This is a genomic window from Rhizobium sp. 01N48, from assembly GCF_056399145.1.
Genome location: NZ_JBFTQT010000003.1, coordinates 210,466 through 226,609, shown reverse-complemented (window position 1 = coordinate 226,609; position 16,144 = coordinate 210,466). Strand labels below are relative to the sequence as shown.

The following is a 16,144-nucleotide window of genomic DNA, read 5'->3' as shown; positions in this document are numbered from 1 at the left end:
AACAAAAAGCAGGAGATAGCATGAGGTCAATTCTCGCAAAGCTCGCGGCCACGGCTCTCGTGACTGGGCTTTCGATCACGCCATCCGTTGCCGCGGATCGCGTCGTCAACGTCTACAACTGGTCCGATTATATCGACAGTTCCATCCTCGAAGATTTCACCAAGGAAACCGGCATCAAGGTCGTCTACGACACCTTCGACAGCAACGAGACGGTGGAAACCAAGCTTCTGGCAGGCGGTACCGGCTATGACGTTGTCGTTCCGACGGCCGACTTCCTGCAGCGCCAGATTCAGGCCGGCGTGTTCCAGAAGCTCGACAAGTCGAAGCTGCCGAACATCACCAATATGTGGGACGTGATCCAGCAGCGCACCGCGAGCTACGATCCCGGCAACGAATATGCCGTGGACTACATGTGGGGCACCGATGGCATCGGCTACAACGTCAAGAAGGTCGCCGAAATCCTCGGCCCCGACGTCAAGCCAGGCCTGGAAGTGATCTTCGATCCGAAGGTCGCCGCCAAGTTCAAGGATTGCGGCATCTACGTGCTCGACACGCCGAAGGATGTGCTGTCCACCGCGCTGCACTATCTTGGCCTCGATCCGAACTCCAAGAATCCCGAGGATTTCAAGAAGGTCGAGGAGCTGATGACCTCGGTTCGCCCCTTCATCCGCAAGTTCCACTCGTCGGAATACATCAATGCATTGGCCAACGGCGACATCTGCATCGCCTTCGGCTATTCGGGTGATGTTCTGCAGGCGCGCGACCGTGCCGTTGAAGCCAAGAATGGTGTCGAGGTGAATTACTCGATCCCGTCGCAGGGCGCCCAGATGTGGTTCGACATGATGGCGATCCCGGCCGATGCTCCGCATGTCGCCGAGGCCCACGAATTCATCAACTACATGATGAAGCCCGAAGTCATCGCCAAGGCAAGCGACTATGTCTTCTACGCCAACGGCAACAAGGCCTCGCAGCAGTTCGTGAGCAAGGATGTCCTGGAAGATCCGGCGATCTACCCGACCGAGGATATCATGGGCAAGCTCTTCACCATCTCTCCGTGGGATCCCAAAACGCAGCGCACGGCGACGCGGCTCTGGACGAAGATCGTCACCGGCCAGTAAGACCACCAGGCCCGGGCGGCAACGACCGGGCCTTTTTATATGCCGATCGTGGGGACGGCGGCTTTTGAGAATGATTTTTCGGGGAACACGATGAAGTCACTTGGCAATACCCGCCGTTCATTTGCGCCGTGGACAGATCCGGCAGCTAAGCCTTTCATATCCTTCAAGAACGTCACCAAGCGTTTCGGCGATTTCACCGCCGTCGACGATCTGTCTCTCGATATCTATCACCGCGAGTTCTTCGCGCTGCTTGGCGCATCGGGCTGCGGCAAGTCCACGCTGCTGCGCATGCTTGCTGGTTTCGAGCAGCCGACCTCGGGCGAGATCATCCTGGATGGCACCGACTTGGCCGGCACCCCGCCCTATAAGCGCCCGGTCAACATGATGTTCCAGTCCTACGCGCTCTTCCCGCACATGACGGTCGAAAAGAACATCGCCTTCGGCCTGCGCCAGGACGGCATGGGCAAGGACGAGATCGGCGAACGCGTGCTGCAGATGCTGAAGATGGTGAAGCTTGAGAAATTCGCCTCCCGCAAGCCGAACCAGCTTTCCGGCGGCCAGCGCCAGCGCGTGGCGCTTGCCCGCTCGCTTGCCAAGCGCCCGAAAGTGCTGCTGCTCGACGAACCGCTTGGCGCGCTCGACAAGAAGCTGCGCGAGGAAACCCAGTTCGAGCTGATGGACCTGCAGCAGAACCTCGGTCTCACCTTCGTCGTCGTCACCCACGACCAGGAAGAGGCTATGACCATGGCAGACCGCATCGCGGTCATGAGCCACGGCAAGGTCATCCAGGTGGCGACGCCGGCCGAAATCTACGAAGCCCCGAACTCCCGCTTCGTGGCCGACTTTATCGGCGACGTGAACATCTTCGACGGCAAGATCACTGCCTCCAATGCCAACAGCGTCGAGATGTCAATCGACGAGAGCCTGACCATCAAGCTGTCCGGCGCCGAGCCGCTGCCGGTCGGAAGCGCCGCCGGCTTCGCCATCCGTCCCGAAAAGCTGAAGGTCACGCGCACTCCACCGGCCAACCCCGGCGTCAATGCCGCCTCCGGCGAACTCTGGGACATCGCCTATCTCGGCGACATGACCGTTTTCCATGTGAAGCTGAAGAGCGGCAAGGTGGTCAAGGCGTCGTCGCTGAATGCGCAGCGCTCGGTCGATGATCCCTTCGTCTACGATCAGGAAGTCTGGGTCACCTTCGCCGAGGACGCCGGCGTTCTGTTGAAGGATTGACGCCATGGGCAAGCTTGGATCATCGGTCTACAACCGCCTCGTCATCATCGTCCCCTACGTCTGGCTGCTGCTCTTCTTCCTGGCGCCGTTCTTCATCGTCTTCCGCATCTCGCTGTCGACGACGGCAATCGCAATGCCACCATACGAGCCGGTATTTTCGCTGGCCGATGGCTGGGCCGATTTCTGGGAGAAGGTGTCGAGCTTCTCCTTTGATAATTACAGCTATCTGATCGACGATCCGCTTTATTTCAACGCCTATCTATCCAGCGTCATCATCGCCGGCATCTCCACGCTGCTGACGCTGCTGATCGCCTATCCGATCGCCTACGGCATGGCCAACGCCCCGCGCAGCATCCGCCCGACGCTCTTGATGCTGGTCATCCTGCCGTTCTGGACGAGTTTCCTGATCCGCGTCTACGCCTGGATTGCGATCCTGAAGCCCGAAGGGCTGCTCAACCAGCTGCTGCAGTCGCTGCATATTATCGACAGCCCGCTGATCATCCTCAACACCAACGTCGCCGTCTATATCGGCATCGTCTATTCCTATCTGCCTTTCATGGTCCTGCCGCTCTATTCCGCGCTGGAGAAGATGGACGGCACGCTGATCGAGGCGGCACAGGATCTCGGCTGCCCGCCGATAACGGCTTTCTGGCGCGTGACCTTCCCGCTGTCGCTTCCCGGCGTCGTCGCCGGCTGCATGCTGGTCTTCATCCCCGCCGTCGGCGAGTTCGTCATCCCCGATCTGCTCGGTGGATCGCAGACGCTGATGATCGGCAAGACACTGTGGAACGAGTTCAACGCCAATCGCGACTGGCCGGTCTCCTCGGCCGTGGCCACCATCTTGCTTCTCATCCTGGTGATTCCGATCGTGTTCTTCCAGAATGCGCAGGCCAAAGCCGACGAGCAGGGGAGATAAGCCATGATGAAATGGACCCGCTTCAACGTCGCCTCCGTGACACTCGGCTTCGCCTTCCTCTATCTGCCGATCGTACTTCTTGTTGTCTTCTCGTTCAACGAATCGAAGCTCGTCACTGTCTGGGGCGGCTTCTCGACCAAGTGGTACGTGTCGCTCTTCCAGAACCAGGCGCTGCTCGACGCCGCCTGGGTGACGCTGCGCGTTGGCGTGCTCTCGGCCACCGCGGCGACCATTCTCGGTACGCTCGCCGCCATTACGCTGGTGCGCTACACGCGCTTCCGCGGCCGCATGCTCTTCTCCGGCATGGTCTACGCGCCGCTGGTCATGCCCGAGGTAATCACCGGCCTGTCGCTGCTGCTGCTTTTCGTGGCAATCGGCTTCGACCGCGGCTTCTGGACCATCACGCTGGCCCATACGACGCTCACCATGTGCTTCGTCGCCGTCGTCGTGCAGTCGCGCCTGCTGACCTTCGATCGCTCGATCGAGGAGGCAGCGCTCGATCTCGGCTCGCCGCCGGTGCGCACCTTCTTCGAGATCACGCTGCCGATCATCGCGCCCGCCGTGGCCTCTGGCTGGATCCTCGCCTTCACCCTGTCGCTGGACGATCTCGTCATCGCCAGCTTCACCTCAGGGCCCGGCGCCACCACGCTACCGATGAAGATCTACAGCCAGGTGCGCCTCGGCGTCACGCCCGAGATCAACGCGGTCTGCACGCTGCTGATTGCCATCGTCGCGGTCGGCGTCATCTGCGCATCGGTCATCACCAAGCGGCGCGAGCTTCAGCGTGAGAGGGATGAGCGGGCGGCGGCGAACGCGCCGTGATTATTTCGTAGCGCCTTCCTGCGGCTGCTGCTGGTTGCCCGGCAACGCCGAAAGGACCGGATCCGGCCAGGAGCCGCCGACGAAGAACGGCAGCACAGGAAACGCCGCGTCGTTAACGGGATCGGTGGCAATGATCTTGCCTGATAGCGCGAGCCCGCTCGACTTATAGGGAATGACGCCTGACAGCGTGATCGTTTCCTGCGGCCCTTCGATCCGGCCGCGCTTGATCTGCGCGGCACCGTCGTCGAGATCGGCCGCGATATCCAGGCGATCGAACGCGAAGGCGCGATGCGAGACAGCGCTCAACGCAAAGAACTCCGCCTTCGCCGCTTCGCTGCGCACCGCCTCGGAATCAAACCCGGGCAGCGAGCCTGATTGCGTGCGAAAATGAATATTGCCGGTCACATCAGCCGGCCCCGCCTTCCAGATCGGCAGCGCGGTGCGCACGGCAAGGTCGAGCGAGCCGGTTGCAAGCGGCAGCGGCCCCTTCAGGTTCAGGCGTTCGATCAGGCTGGCGAAATCCGCGCCGCGGATCGACATCTGCAGCTTGCCGCCGCCATCGAAGTCGCCGCGCGTCGTCTCGATATGGGCAGTCAGAGAGCCGCCCTCGAATTGGCTGTCGCCGACGTCGAACCGCGCCTCGTTGCTGGAAACGATAATGCTGGCGCCGACATTGGAGAGCTTGAAAGGGGCGAGATCGGCCTGCTTGGCCGACAGGCGCAAGTCGATATCAAGCTGCTGCAAGGCTCCGCCGTCTGGCGGTCCATGGTCTTCACCGGCCACGAGGCGCACCACGAAGGCATCGAACAGGGATTTGAAATTGATCTGATCGAAAGCCAGCGTGCCGCCGAGTTTCGCGCGCTTGCCGGGCACGAAGCTCACATCCATGGCGCCGTTGGCGTTCGAGCCGTTCATCCCGAGCGTTAGGTTGTCGAAGCGAAAGCCGTTCGCCGACGACGTCACATCGCTGTCGATGGAAAATGCCCTGAGGGTCGCCGCGTCGGGTAGCGCACGCCCCGCCCATGTCAGCAAGGCCGGCAGATCCGGAATGCCGACGGACATCGTGCCCTGCAGGCTGAAGAGATGGGCAATGTTGGCCACGCCATCGAACTTGGCCGTCACCATGTTCGATGTCAGTGCGGCCCTCAGCGGCGCGTTCTTGCCGCCGAAGGTCAGCAACGGGCTGCGCGACGAGAAGTCCAGCTTCAGGTCGAGGCCATTTGTGCGAGCGATCAGCACCGCGCTGATCGGGCTCGACAGGCGCGGCCAGCCGATATCGGCGGTCACGCCGTCGAAGCGATAGGTCCTGCCGCTGGCGACATCGGTCACGTTCAAGGTGCCGTCTTCGACCGTGATGGTGCCGATATCGGCATCGAGCGTCGTGTCGAGTGTTTCCTCGCCGTTCTTTTCCTGCGCGCCGGCGATCGCCTGCGCCAACTGGCCGTCATTCGTCCAGTCGATCGTGCCGTCGCGTTCGCGGGTCAGAAGCAGGTTGGGGCGCAGGATATGAAATTCGTGGAAGCTCGCCTTGCCCCTGAAGGCATCGATCAAGCTGAACTCGGCCGAAATGCTTTCGATGGTGCCGAGCAGCTTGTTGTTGGCGTCCTTCTGGCGCACCGCGATCTTGTTGACGGTGATGCGCGGCGTCGGCCAGAACTCGATGACAGGTGATCCGGAAATCTCGGCATTATAGCCCGTCCATCGCGAAAGCCTGTCCTCGATGCCGGAGCGCACAAGCCCGGTCGAGATCACATAGGGGCCAGCCACCCGAAGCGAAACGAAGACGGCAAGAAAGACCAGCAGCGAGATCGTCGCGACGCGGGCGACACCCGGCAGCCAACGAGAGACGGGCCTGATTTTTATCCGCCGCGGCGGTGGTCGGGACGTACCCATGCGTTTCGCCAGTCTTTCGACATCTGCCCGTTAATGTACTGAAATTCCGGATATATCAAATGCCGGGCGGTTGCAAATAGATAGCCGGGCGACCCGATCGGCCGCCACCTTTATCCGTCTTCATGGCGTGTTATATAGGGGCTAACAAGAGGAGTTCTGCATTGCGTGACGATAAGCCACTCTGGATCCCTTCGCGAGCCTCGGTCGAAGCGAGCCCGATCTTCGCCTTCATGCAGAAGTGCAACCGGGACTTCGGTCTCTCCCTATCCACTTATGGCGAGTTGCATGCCTGGTCGGTCGCCGACCGCGCCAAATTCTGGACGGCGGTCTGGGAGTTCTGTGGCGTCAAGGGCGAGCGCGGGGAACGGGTGCTTGTCGATGACGAGATCATGCTTGACGCCCGCTTCTTTCCCGACGCGACGCTGAACTTCGCCGAAAATCTGCTCTCGGGCGAGGGGGGTGGCGAAGCGATCATCTTTCGCGGAGAAGACAAGGTAGAGGATCGCTGGAGCTGGGACCGGCTGCATGAGCAGGTCTCGCGATTGCAGCAGGCCATGCGCGCCGAGGGCATCGGGCCTGGAGACCGTGTGGCGGCAATGATGCCGAACGTGCCCGAAACGGTCGCCTTCATGCTCGCAGCCGCCTCCATCGGCGCGATCTGGTCGTCCTGCTCTCCTGATTTTGGCGAGCAGGGCGTGCTCGATCGCTTCGGCCAGATCGAGCCGAAGCTCTTCGTCACCTGCGATGCCTATTGGTATGGCGGCAAGCTGCAGCCAATCAAGGAGAAGGTGGCCGCGGTCGCTGCCAGGCTCGGCGTTCCCACCATCGTCGTGCACTATGCGGGTGACGCCGACGATGTCGCGCGGGCCGTATCCGGTGCTCGAACGCTGGAGACCTTCATCGCCGCCCATCCCGTCCGCCCGGTCGAATTCCTGCGTCTGCCGTTCTCGCACCCTCTCTACATACTGTTCTCCTCGGGCACGACAGGCGTGCCCAAGTGCATCGTGCATTCGGCCGGCGGCACGCTGCTGCAGCACCTCAAGGAGCATCGGCTGCATTGCGGCCTCGGCGCCGGCGAGAAGCTTTTCTATTTCACCACTTGCGGCTGGATGATGTGGAACTGGCTGGTATCGGGGCTCGCCGTCGGCGCCACGCTCTGCCTCTTCGACGGCTCTCCCTTCGCGCCCGATGGCAATGTTCTCTTCGATTATGCGCAAGCCGAACAGTTCGCGGTCTTCGGCACCTCGGCGAAATATATCGACGCCGTGCGCAAGAGCGGCCTGACGCCGCGCAACTCGCACGACCTGAGCAGCCTGCGCCTCATGACCTCGACCGGATCGCCGCTATCGCCCGAGGGCTTCACCTTTGTCTATGAGGGCATCAAGGAGGACATTCAGCTCGCCTCCATCTCCGGCGGCACCGACATCGTCTCCTGCTTCGTGCTGGGCAATCCCATGCAGCCGGTCTGGCGTGGCGAAATCCAGGGCCCCGGGCTTGGCCTTGCCATGGATGTCTGGGACGACGACGGCCATCCGGTGCGTGGCGAAAAGGGCGAGCTCGTCTGCACCAAGGCCTTCCCGTCCATGCCGGTCATGTTCTGGAACGACAGCGATGGCGCCAAATACCGCGCCGCCTATTTCGAGCGCTTCGACAACATCTGGTGCCACGGCGATTTCGCTGAGTGGACCGAGCATGACGGCATCATCATTCACGGCCGCTCGGACGCAACGCTCAATCCGGGTGGCGTGCGCATCGGCACGGCGGAAATCTACAATCAGGTCGAGCAGATGCCCGAGGTCGCCGAGGCGCTCTGCATCGGCCAGGATTGGGAGGACGATGTCAGGGTCGTTCTCTTCGTGCGCCTGGCATCGGGCGTTGCGCTGACCGATGAGCTGGTCAAGTCAATCAAAGCGCGAGTTCGCAGCGGCGCCTCGCCACGCCATGTCCCCGCCAAAATCATCGCGGTTGCCGATATTCCGCGCACCAAATCCGGCAAGATCGTTGAACTCGCCGTTCGCGAAATCGTGCATGGACGGCCGGTGAAGAACAAGGAAGCGCTCGCCAATCCGCAAGCTCTTGATTTGTTTTCAGATCTCAAAGAGCTACGCGCCTGAATCATTAAAATGATAGCGAAACTACAATATATGACCGGGCAGAGCTTCGTGGCCCCGGCAACCTTTCGTTAAGAAAGCCTTGTCAAAGGTAAATGTAACTTGGGGCTGCATATGAACGAGGCAGCTTGGAGCCTTTGCTCCCGCAACATGATGTTAATCGCCTAGTCCTTGTTGAACAGCACCCAAACTCTCAGGCAGCCTCTTGGCTGCCTTTTTTCTTAGCTGGCCAGAACCCGCTGCGACGGAAACGCGATCTCGACGAGCGTCCCTTCGTTGGGCGTGGAGCTGATCGCGAAGATCGCTCGGTTGGCATCCACCATCGCCTTGGTGAGCGGCAGGCCGAGGCCAGTACCTTCGCCGCGGTGGCGCGATTGCGTCGAGACCTGTCGGAACGGCTTCATCGCCTGGTCGAGCTCGCTGCGGGTCATCCCGACGCCGGTATCGCGAATGCGAAGCACGACGCTGCCATTCGTCTCATAGGAGGTCGACACGACGATCTGCCCGCCAGACGGCGTGAAGCGGATGGCGTTGGAAAGGATGTTGAGCGCGATCTGCTTGATCGAGCGCAGATCGGCGACCACATCGGGAACCGCGTGCGAAAGCGCCGTGCGGATGATCACCCGCTGGCTGTTTGCCTGCGGCTGCAGCAGCGCCACGGCTTCCGAGATCGCTTCGTTGAGATTGATGGAGTCGAAATCTAGATCCATCTCGCCGGCTTCGATCTTCGAGATATCGAGCAGGTCGTTGACAATATCGAGCACATGCCGGCCCGAGCGGCCGATATCGTTGGCATATTCGACGTAGCGCGGATGGCCGATCGGCCCGAAGCGCTCGCCGGCCATCATGTCGGAGAAGCCTATGATGGCATTGAGCGGCGTGCGGATCTCGTGGCTGACGCGGGCCAGGAAATCAGTCTTGTGGGCGTTGGCCGTCTCGGCGGCACTCTTGGCGCCGCGCAACTCGTCCTCGGTGCGCTTCCACTGGGTGATGTCGCGGATCACGGCGCAATAGCCGCTGGAGGAGGTCAGCCGTCCGAGCGTCATGAACAACGGCACGAAACCGCCCGATGCCTCGCGGCCGATCACCTCGCGCCCATCATTGAGGACGCTGGCGACACCATGGCTGGAAATGCCGTTGATATAGTCGAGCACAGCCTTCTGGCTTTCATGCGCGAAGAGCATCACGAAGGGTTTGCCGCGCGTGTCGTCCTCGTCATAGTTAAAGAGCGCGCTGGCCGACCGGTTCATCGAGCGAATGTCGCCCTCGGCGCCGATCACCACGACGCCATCGGTCGCGGTTTCCAGGATCGAGCGCAGTTCCTCGACTTCCACCTGCAGCTTGGCGACCTTCTCGACCATGCGGTCGGCGGCGCGTCCGTCGATGGCTGGAGCAGCCTCCGGAGCAGGCGCCGGCCGCTCGCTGACGACAGGCATCAGCGCCAGCATCAATGCCGTGCTGTCTTCCCAGCGGATCGATTGCAGCCGCGCCGACACCGGCACGAGGTCGTCTTCCATGGTGACCAGCATCATGCCGTCATGGCGCGCGCTCGCGTCGGCAATATCGTCGCGCTGCAGAAGCGCATCGATGCCGCCGACATCGGCCAGATCCTGCAGTGAGCGGTAGCCCGTCAGGCGCATGAATTCGGGGTTGGCATGGATGAGCTGATCGCCCGCATGAATGAGTACGGCAACCGGCAGCTGATCGATCATGCCTGCCGAGAACCCATCGGTCATCTTCACCCGCGGCGGAATGAAGCTCGCCAGGATATCCATCTGACTTACCGTTTCCTCGAGACCTTCGGTCACATCGTCGCTGTCGTCGTTGGCTGCAACAGGCGTATCGTCGAGCGGCTCGTCCGTCGAATGCTCGGAAGAGGAGGGTGCCTCGGCGTCACTGAGCACAGCATCGCTGTCTACGGTGTTGCTGGATACCGGCTGCTGAGCTTGATCCGATCCCGAAACCTCGGCGTTGTCTTCATCGGCGCCATCATTTTCGGCAACGACCTCATCGCCCAGCGATGCCTTGTCGTCGGTAAGGTCCGTTCGAGACGCCTCGTCGGTCGCCTTCCGCGCCTCGTCAGCTTCTGCCTTCGCCGCGACCTTCGCCTCGCCATTCTCATCCGGCGTATTCACACCAAAAGCCTCAAGACGCTTGGCGATCTCGCGGAAGTTCGCCTGCTCGGCGTTCGTTAGGCCGGGGCCAAGGCCATGCAGCTGCACGATCTTGTCGGTCAGCCTGCGGTTCGGCGTTTCGACGATGCGCAAAACCGGCGGTTCGGCGCGCGGTGTTTCCACGCTTGGCGTTGGAGCCGGGGCAGGCGTATCGTCTTCGACGGCGTGCTCTTCCTCAGCCAGGAAATCGTCCGTGCCCGCATCGGCAGCGTCCGTCGGCTCCACGGGAACCGGTGCCTCGTCGATGCTGTCCTCAACAGGCGGCTCTTCCACGAGCTCATGCTCATCCGCCACGGTCTCGTCGTCCTGCTGATCTAGTGCAGCGTCGCCGTAAGCAATGCCATCAGGGCCGAATGTCAGGCCAAGCGCCAGCGGATCTTCCGCCGCGTCGGAGAGGCGCACGACGCCGAAGCCGCGGAAGCCGTCGAATTCGCGGCTGCGCGTATAGGTCGGCAGCGCCGCCAGATCGACCGGCACGGCGAGGCTCGTGCCCTCGATCGGCCAGTGAATGGTCTTGCCCGACCATGTGTCGCGGCGCGCCAGCGCCTCGGAAATCTTGCCCTCGGGATCGAGGTTGAACAGCGCCGACACATCGCTGAAGGCGATGCCGATAATGTCTGCCGCATGCGGACCAACCGCTTCCGCGAACTCGCCGGACACCTCGCTGAAATGACCTTCGGCGTCGATCTTCCAGACGAAACGCGTCGCCCGGCTGTTCGGCTTGAAGACAAAGCGACCGTTCTCGTTCGTTGCTTGCGCAGCTTCGGGCGCGACCTCGGCAGCGGCGGGAGCGACTTCGGCGTCATCATCCAAATCGACGACGTGGGTCTCCTCCGCCTGTGCCGGCGCCTCATGGACCACCGCATCGTCGCTCGCAAGCTCGCCATCGGTCGGTTCGGCTGCAGCCACCGGCTCAACACTCATATCATCCGGCTCAAAAGCCGCGATGTCGTCATCGGCAACCGTCTCGCCCGGATGGAATGCCTCGTCGGCCTCGCCATCGTCGGACGCTACCGTCTGCTCGGCGATCGGAGGCGCTTCGTCATCATCGATATCATCGGCAGAATCATCTGCCGCAAGCAATGCCTCGGGCTCCGGATCAGAATCCGCCAGCGTCTCGACGTCAGCGGGCGCGGCCGTCTCCTCATCGATGTCGCGGCCCATGTCGGGCTCGATCACGCCTGCCTCGAAGGCTTCGTCGCCGGCGGGCACGGTCTCCGCCTCGAAGGCCTCCGCGGCAACCGCCGCGGCCTCTGCGATGTCGCTATCGTCTGCGATGTTCTCGTCCGGCGCGTCCTCGATATCCTCGATCTCGGCGACGGCGTCGATCGCGTCGGCGAATGTCGAGGCAGGCGCGACAACGGTATGGTTAACGGGGCTTGTGGATAAGTCCGGCGCATCCATCGGGTCCAGACGGCCTAGCACGGTCTCGACCGCGAAAAGCAGGTAAAGCGCGGGCTCGCTGCTGATTCGCCCGACAGCGGCCGGCAGGTAACCCTTGCCCGTCGCGACCGGTCGCTTGATCAGCCCGTGCGGATGCGCACCGGCCATCGTCGCCAGCGCCTTGGCGGTCGGCTGCGTTACGCCGAGGGATGAAAAACCAGGGGAGGCGGCAACGATCTCGCCTTCGCCGCCGATGACGGCCATATGCGTATCGGGATCGTCGAGCCCCTTCAGCATCTGCGTTGCCGATTGCTCCGTCGACAGCGCCCGCGTCGCGACCGGCAATGAGACCAGCACCGCCGCTTCGCCGGAAACGTCAATCAGTTCAACCGAGGCCTGCACGGCCACGCGCTGGAAACCCTGCGCGATGCGGATCATGAAGTTCCTGGTATCGCCAGTCCTTGAAAGCTGGCGGGCGGTGACCTCGAGCTGGCGATAGGTGATATCGCCGCGATTGACGCCCTGATCCAGGAGATCATAGACGGCCGCATGCCCGAAAAGCTCGGCCCCCGCGCCGTTCGCCCAGAGCGCACGCGCAAGGTCCGCCGAGAAAAGCACGAGCGCTTCCCCGCGGGCAAAGTGCTCCCGCACACGCGGATGAACGGCGATGTCGATGAACGGATATTGGACTGCGGGCATCAGTGGACCTTTAGTCTTCGGGCCTGGCAAATTAACGGTCTATTAATAACGACAGGGCGCAAACCGGTCCAGCGCGACCAATGGCTTTCGGCCGAAAAGGTTAACGTCGGTTGCGCCGCACAATCATGTTGCAGTGCACAATAAGATGCGCTATATGATGCTTACCTAACAAACGAGGCTTTCACGATGCCGAGACAAAAGGAGCAAACACCAATGGCGAAAATGGAAGACGTATTTTCTATCTCCTCTTTTGACCCCGCGAAGTTCGCTGACTCGTTTCGCGATTTCGCCGAAAAGGGCTCGCAGCAGTCGCGCGACGCCTATGCCAAGATGAAGGCAGCCGGCGAAGAAGCCAGCAAGACACTCGAATCCACCGTTCAGACGGCCCAGGCCGGCGCTGCCGAAATCGGCCATCAGGCAATCGGCGCCCTGCGCACCAATGCCGAGAACTCGCTGAGCCACATGGATGCGCTCCTCTCGGTCAAGTCCGTTGCCGAATTCTTCGAACTGCAGACCTCCTTCCTGCGCAAGCAGGCGGAACTGACGATCGAACAGGCCAAGGCCATGCAGGAAACCTCCAAGCTGGTGGCCGAAAAGGTTGCCAAGCCGTCGAAGGAAGCCGCTGAAAAGGTCATGGCTTCTTTCAAGGCTGCCTGATTTTTATGACAGACGAACGAAAAGGCTGGACCCTTTGTCCGGCCTTTTTGTATATTAAGGACAGATAGGGCTTGAATTAAATTTCAAGTCCCCGTATGTCACCCCCGTCGCGCCAAGCGACGTTTGTGCGGTTGTAGCTCAGTTGGTTAGAGCGCAGGTTTGTGGCACCTGAGGTCGGAGGTTCGAGACCCCCCAACCGTACCATTCCCTCCACTATAATGAGATAAGTATCCGGCTTTGCTCGCGCTCGAGACACCGCCTCAATGCTTCATCATGACAGGCATGGTCGCGTGCGAGAGCACGTATCGGGTGATCCGGCCGAAGAGCAGTTCCAGAAGATAGCCGTGCTTGAACGCGCCGATCAGCAGGCAGGTTGCTTTCTCTGTCTTGGCGAATTCTACGATCGTCTCGCCGATCGAACGGCCATTCGACGATATCGCCAACACCTGGCCTTGAAGCGCGAGGCGGGCAAGCAGGGCCTCGGCGCTGGTCTTGGCCTTGCCGTCGGTGTCGTCGATGCAGACGAGCGTGATCCGTCTCGCAGCGGCAAGCCAGCGTTTGGCGGCGATCAGCGTGTCTTCGGCGTGTCCCTGTTGTCTCCAGCCGATCACCACATGGCCGAACAGATCGCCTTGGTAATAGTCTCGAGCGGGCGGCATCAGGACCAGTTTGTGCTGGCTGAAAACGACGCTGCGAAAGGCGTCTCGTGCGTCAGCGTTGCCGTATCTCGATGTGACCACGAGTTCGCTCGCCGCGCATTCGGTGGCGACGCATCGCGCGACATCGCCACGGCAATCGTCGAGAAAAACCGTGCGTCGCTGCGCGTGGCGCCGGCGCCAGGTGGCAAATGCCCGGCCAACCTGCTCGAAACGCTGCCGCGATGAGCCCTCGGCGTGATCGCGCAACTGTATCAAATCGATCTCCTCGGGCGAGAAAACCAGCGTCATCGGCTCCGATCCGATATGGGCGGCGGCCATGGAGCCATGGATGGCATGCGCCGCGTCCTCGGCAAGGTCGAGGCAGAGCCGGGCGGTCATCGGATCGGGCAGAAGCGCCAGGACCTCCGCGCCGCCACGCGATCGGCACAGCGGACTGTAGCTCTCGATATCCCGGTCAGCGTCTCTGCGATCCCGCGTGAACATGGCCATACGCGCTCCAAAGGGGCGCTTGCCGGATCAAACAATGGTCGCATCGAGGCGACCTCACCGCAGGCGCCGATGGCATGATTTTACGCCTGCAAATGACGCTCTGCAACATGCTCCGCGCATACAAAATCAAGCGTTTTGGCGAGTCGTCCGCCTCTCCAAGCTGTGCGTGATGTGGCTTACCAAAGGCCTGTCGCCGCGCCGGACAGGTATTTTTCGTCAGTCACCCTTGTATAAAAGGCGTTGCTAATCAATATCATCGCCATGCCCCGCGCCCCCTGCGTTATATTGCGTTGCAAAATGTGAACGAGAATGCCATTTTCCCGCCGGGGGTTAATTCAGAGTGATTTTAGAAGGAGACTTATATGTCCATTTCGCTCAGCAATCTGGATAAATCCAACGCCCAGCCAATCCCTCCGGTCAACGCAGCCGCAGTTCTTAGAACGGCACGCGAGACCATTGGCTATAGCGTTGACGATCTCGCCGTGACGTGTGGTTTGCTCGTCGCTGAAATCGAGGAAATCGAACGCGGCGAAGACACGGATTCCGCCAAGATCAAGCGCATCGCCGCTGCCTTGCAGCTGCCGCTTGCTTCGCTGGGCCTCGAATAATCCAGTTGTTATTGCGGGACCGGCGGCTTTTCGCCGGTCCTGCCGCTTGCCTCCTCGCTTAGCGGTTCATTAACCGTATTGCCCGAACCCCAGGGACGGGCCGATGCCGGAGGTAGTTTTACCTCTCCCCATATAGGATATATTGGCAACCTGAGGGCGAATGTTCCGCCGGGCGCTACACCGTGTTGAGCGGCAGCCGGACGGTATCATGGGGACAGCATCATGGAACGACGTGCATTTCGCATCGGCGATCGATTGGTCGATGGCGGTGAACTCGTGGAACGCGGCATGTTGCTCGTTTGCGCAGTTCTGGCTGTCGTGCTTCCAATCCTCGACACCGGTCTCCCGGATACGACCGACGATATCCTGCTGCACGACTTCAGCCTGCTTGGTGGAGCCACCTATCTTATGCTGGCAACCTATGCCGCCGCCTTCTTCGGGGTTTTCGCGCTGGCCGTGCGCGAGCACATGCGCTTTATCGATCTCGCGGGACTGATCATGGCCGCCATTGCAGTCTCCCGCGCCGTCTATTTGATTGGATGGGTTCACCTCCCGGTCACCGTGGACGAGGGCAGTCTCGCTTCGGTTCCGCTTACAGGATTTCACCTGTCTTACGGCAGTGTGCCGCTCTTCTTCCTGCTCTTCGGCAGCCTATGGCAAATGCGCCGCTCCTGGCGCGGATAATCGTCAGTCTCTCCCGATCCTTCGGGCCAATCATGGAACTCCGGGCATCAGCACACGTTTTCCTTCTCTCAAAGGAGCGTGTCTATGGAAACCCAAGCCGACAAGTCGGTTGTCGCAAGCCTTGCGCAGTTCCGCTGGGAGAGCCGCGTCGTCGTCATCTTTCCCGACAAGGATAATGCCCGAACCGCCCGGCAGGAAAACCAGCTGATGGCAGACAGGCCGGGCCTCGAAGAGCGCGATGTCGTCGTGATGAAGGTAGCAGGTGATACCGTGCGCCCGCTTTTCGGCGCCGTCGGGGATCTGGACGCAAAAGCGCTCGCCCATGATCTGGCCGCCCCACCGCCGGGAGAATTCATGGCCTTCCTTGTCGGCAAGGATGGAACAGTGAAGCTCACCATCGGCGAGCCAATATCGGCCGCCGAGCTTTTCACCATCATCGATGCCATGTCGATGCGCTCAGCCGAAGCCGCCCGGCGCTAAGCCGGCACATCTTCAGAAACACATATCCAAGAAAGGAGCGGATCATGTCCGTGCCAAACGAACCTTTGCCCGGCACGCCGCCGATGCCGGGACCCGATTGGGCGCCGCAGCCTCCGATCCACGAGCCGGAGCCCGACGGCTTGCCCGACGAACTGCCCAATCCGAACCCCGATGAGAACGACGAGCCACCCAAGCATGCGTGAGGCGTGCGGACGTAA

General features: G+C 61.3%; 13 protein-coding genes and 1 tRNA gene. 11 read left to right on the top strand and 3 right to left on the bottom strand.

Annotated features, from left to right (window positions below):
• Positions 1-20: 20 nt before the first annotated feature.
• The 4 genes from AC1DOG_RS07495 (at position 21) to AC1DOG_RS07480 (ending at position 4,089) form a co-directional block, all read left to right on the top strand.
• The gene (locus AC1DOG_RS07495) at positions 21-1,118 is read left to right on the top strand and encodes a polyamine ABC transporter substrate-binding protein (RefSeq protein ID WP_113009949.1); all 1,098 of its coding nucleotides are present in this window, start codon (positions 21-23) and stop codon (positions 1,116-1,118) included.
• Positions 1,119-1,208: 90 nt separating this feature from the next.
• A complete protein-coding gene (locus AC1DOG_RS07490) occupies positions 1,209-2,351 on the top strand; it encodes an ABC transporter ATP-binding protein (RefSeq protein WP_477927256.1) in 1,143 nt (380 codons plus the stop codon).
• 4 nt (positions 2,352-2,355) lie between these two features.
• A complete protein-coding gene (locus AC1DOG_RS07485) occupies positions 2,356-3,267 on the top strand; it encodes an ABC transporter permease subunit (protein WP_113009951.1) in 912 nt (303 codons plus the stop codon).
• Between the two features lie 3 nt (positions 3,268-3,270).
• A complete protein-coding gene (locus AC1DOG_RS07480) occupies positions 3,271-4,089 on the top strand; it encodes an ABC transporter permease (protein ID WP_113009952.1) in 819 nt (272 codons plus the stop codon).
• Here the strand turns inward: AC1DOG_RS07480 and AC1DOG_RS07475 are convergent, their stop codons facing one another.
• Positions 4,090-5,982: an AsmA family protein gene (locus tag AC1DOG_RS07475; RefSeq protein ID WP_477927255.1), complete on the bottom strand. Its 1,893-nt coding sequence runs from the start codon at positions 5,980-5,982 to the stop codon at positions 4,090-4,092.
• 161 nt (positions 5,983-6,143) lie between these two features.
• Here AC1DOG_RS07475 and AC1DOG_RS07470 point away from each other — a divergent pair, with 161 nt between their 5' ends.
• Complete coding sequence (locus AC1DOG_RS07470; protein WP_477927254.1) at positions 6,144-8,096, top strand: acetoacetate--CoA ligase; 1,953 nt, start codon at positions 6,144-6,146, stop codon at positions 8,094-8,096.
• A gap of 218 nt (positions 8,097-8,314) precedes the next feature.
• Here AC1DOG_RS07470 and AC1DOG_RS07465 read toward each other — a convergent pair whose 3' ends face one another.
• Entirely contained in the window at positions 8,315-12,349 is a 4,035-nt protein-coding gene (locus AC1DOG_RS07465) for an ATP-binding protein (RefSeq protein WP_477927253.1), read from the bottom strand.
• 213 nt (positions 12,350-12,562) lie between these two features.
• On the opposite strand from AC1DOG_RS07465, the gene AC1DOG_RS07460 reads away from it, so the two are divergent.
• The gene (locus tag AC1DOG_RS07460) at positions 12,563-13,006 is read left to right on the top strand and encodes a phasin (RefSeq protein ID WP_289728701.1); all 444 of its coding nucleotides are present in this window, start codon (positions 12,563-12,565) and stop codon (positions 13,004-13,006) included.
• A gap of 127 nt (positions 13,007-13,133) precedes the next feature.
• Positions 13,134-13,210: transfer RNA gene (locus tag AC1DOG_RS07455), tRNA-His, on the top strand.
• A gap of 56 nt (positions 13,211-13,266) precedes the next feature.
• Here the strand turns inward: AC1DOG_RS07455 and AC1DOG_RS07450 are convergent.
• Positions 13,267-14,154, bottom strand: a complete 888-nt coding sequence (locus tag AC1DOG_RS07450; protein ID WP_477927252.1) for a universal stress protein — start codon at positions 14,152-14,154, stop codon at positions 13,267-13,269.
• Positions 14,155-14,516: 362 nt separating this feature from the next.
• On the opposite strand from AC1DOG_RS07450, the gene AC1DOG_RS07445 reads away from it, so the two are divergent.
• From AC1DOG_RS07445 to AC1DOG_RS07430, 4 genes are all read left to right on the top strand, one after another.
• Entirely contained in the window at positions 14,517-14,762 is a 246-nt protein-coding gene (locus AC1DOG_RS07445) for a helix-turn-helix domain-containing protein (RefSeq protein WP_112942733.1), read from the top strand.
• A 222-nt stretch (positions 14,763-14,984) separates the two neighbouring features.
• Positions 14,985-15,446, top strand: a complete 462-nt coding sequence (locus AC1DOG_RS07440; protein ID WP_113196437.1) for a hypothetical protein — start codon at positions 14,985-14,987, stop codon at positions 15,444-15,446.
• Positions 15,447-15,530: 84 nt separating this feature from the next.
• The gene (locus AC1DOG_RS07435) at positions 15,531-15,926 is read left to right on the top strand and encodes a DUF4174 domain-containing protein (protein ID WP_477927251.1); all 396 of its coding nucleotides are present in this window, start codon (positions 15,531-15,533) and stop codon (positions 15,924-15,926) included.
• A gap of 44 nt (positions 15,927-15,970) precedes the next feature.
• Positions 15,971-16,129 carry a hypothetical protein gene (locus AC1DOG_RS07430; protein WP_289728705.1) on the top strand — a complete coding sequence of 53 codons (159 nt, stop codon included), beginning with the start codon at positions 15,971-15,973 and terminating at the stop codon, positions 16,127-16,129.
• Positions 16,130-16,144: the final 15 nt, after the last annotated feature.

Coding starts and splice junctions, on each gene's coding strand:
- AC1DOG_RS07475 (WP_477927255.1), bottom strand. CDS start 5,982: ATGGGTACGTCCCGACCACCGCCGCGGCGGATAAAAATCAGGCCCGTC.
- AC1DOG_RS07450 (WP_477927252.1), bottom strand. CDS start 14,154: ATGGCCATGTTCACGCGGGATCGCAGAGACGCTGACCGGGATATCGAG.
- AC1DOG_RS07465 (WP_477927253.1), bottom strand. CDS start 12,349: ATGCCCGCAGTCCAATATCCGTTCATCGACATCGCCGTTCATCCGCGT.
- AC1DOG_RS07440 (WP_113196437.1), top strand. CDS start 14,985: ATGGAACGACGTGCATTTCGCATCGGCGATCGATTGGTCGATGGCGGT.
- AC1DOG_RS07445 (WP_112942733.1), top strand. CDS start 14,517: ATGTCCATTTCGCTCAGCAATCTGGATAAATCCAACGCCCAGCCAATC.
- AC1DOG_RS07495 (WP_113009949.1), top strand. CDS start 21: ATGAGGTCAATTCTCGCAAAGCTCGCGGCCACGGCTCTCGTGACTGGG.
- AC1DOG_RS07490 (WP_477927256.1), top strand. CDS start 1,209: ATGAAGTCACTTGGCAATACCCGCCGTTCATTTGCGCCGTGGACAGAT.
- AC1DOG_RS07435 (WP_477927251.1), top strand. CDS start 15,531: ATGGAAACCCAAGCCGACAAGTCGGTTGTCGCAAGCCTTGCGCAGTTC.
- AC1DOG_RS07480 (WP_113009952.1), top strand. CDS start 3,271: ATGATGAAATGGACCCGCTTCAACGTCGCCTCCGTGACACTCGGCTTC.
- AC1DOG_RS07460 (WP_289728701.1), top strand. CDS start 12,563: ATGGCGAAAATGGAAGACGTATTTTCTATCTCCTCTTTTGACCCCGCG.
- AC1DOG_RS07485 (WP_113009951.1), top strand. CDS start 2,356: ATGGGCAAGCTTGGATCATCGGTCTACAACCGCCTCGTCATCATCGTC.
- AC1DOG_RS07430 (WP_289728705.1), top strand. CDS start 15,971: ATGTCCGTGCCAAACGAACCTTTGCCCGGCACGCCGCCGATGCCGGGA.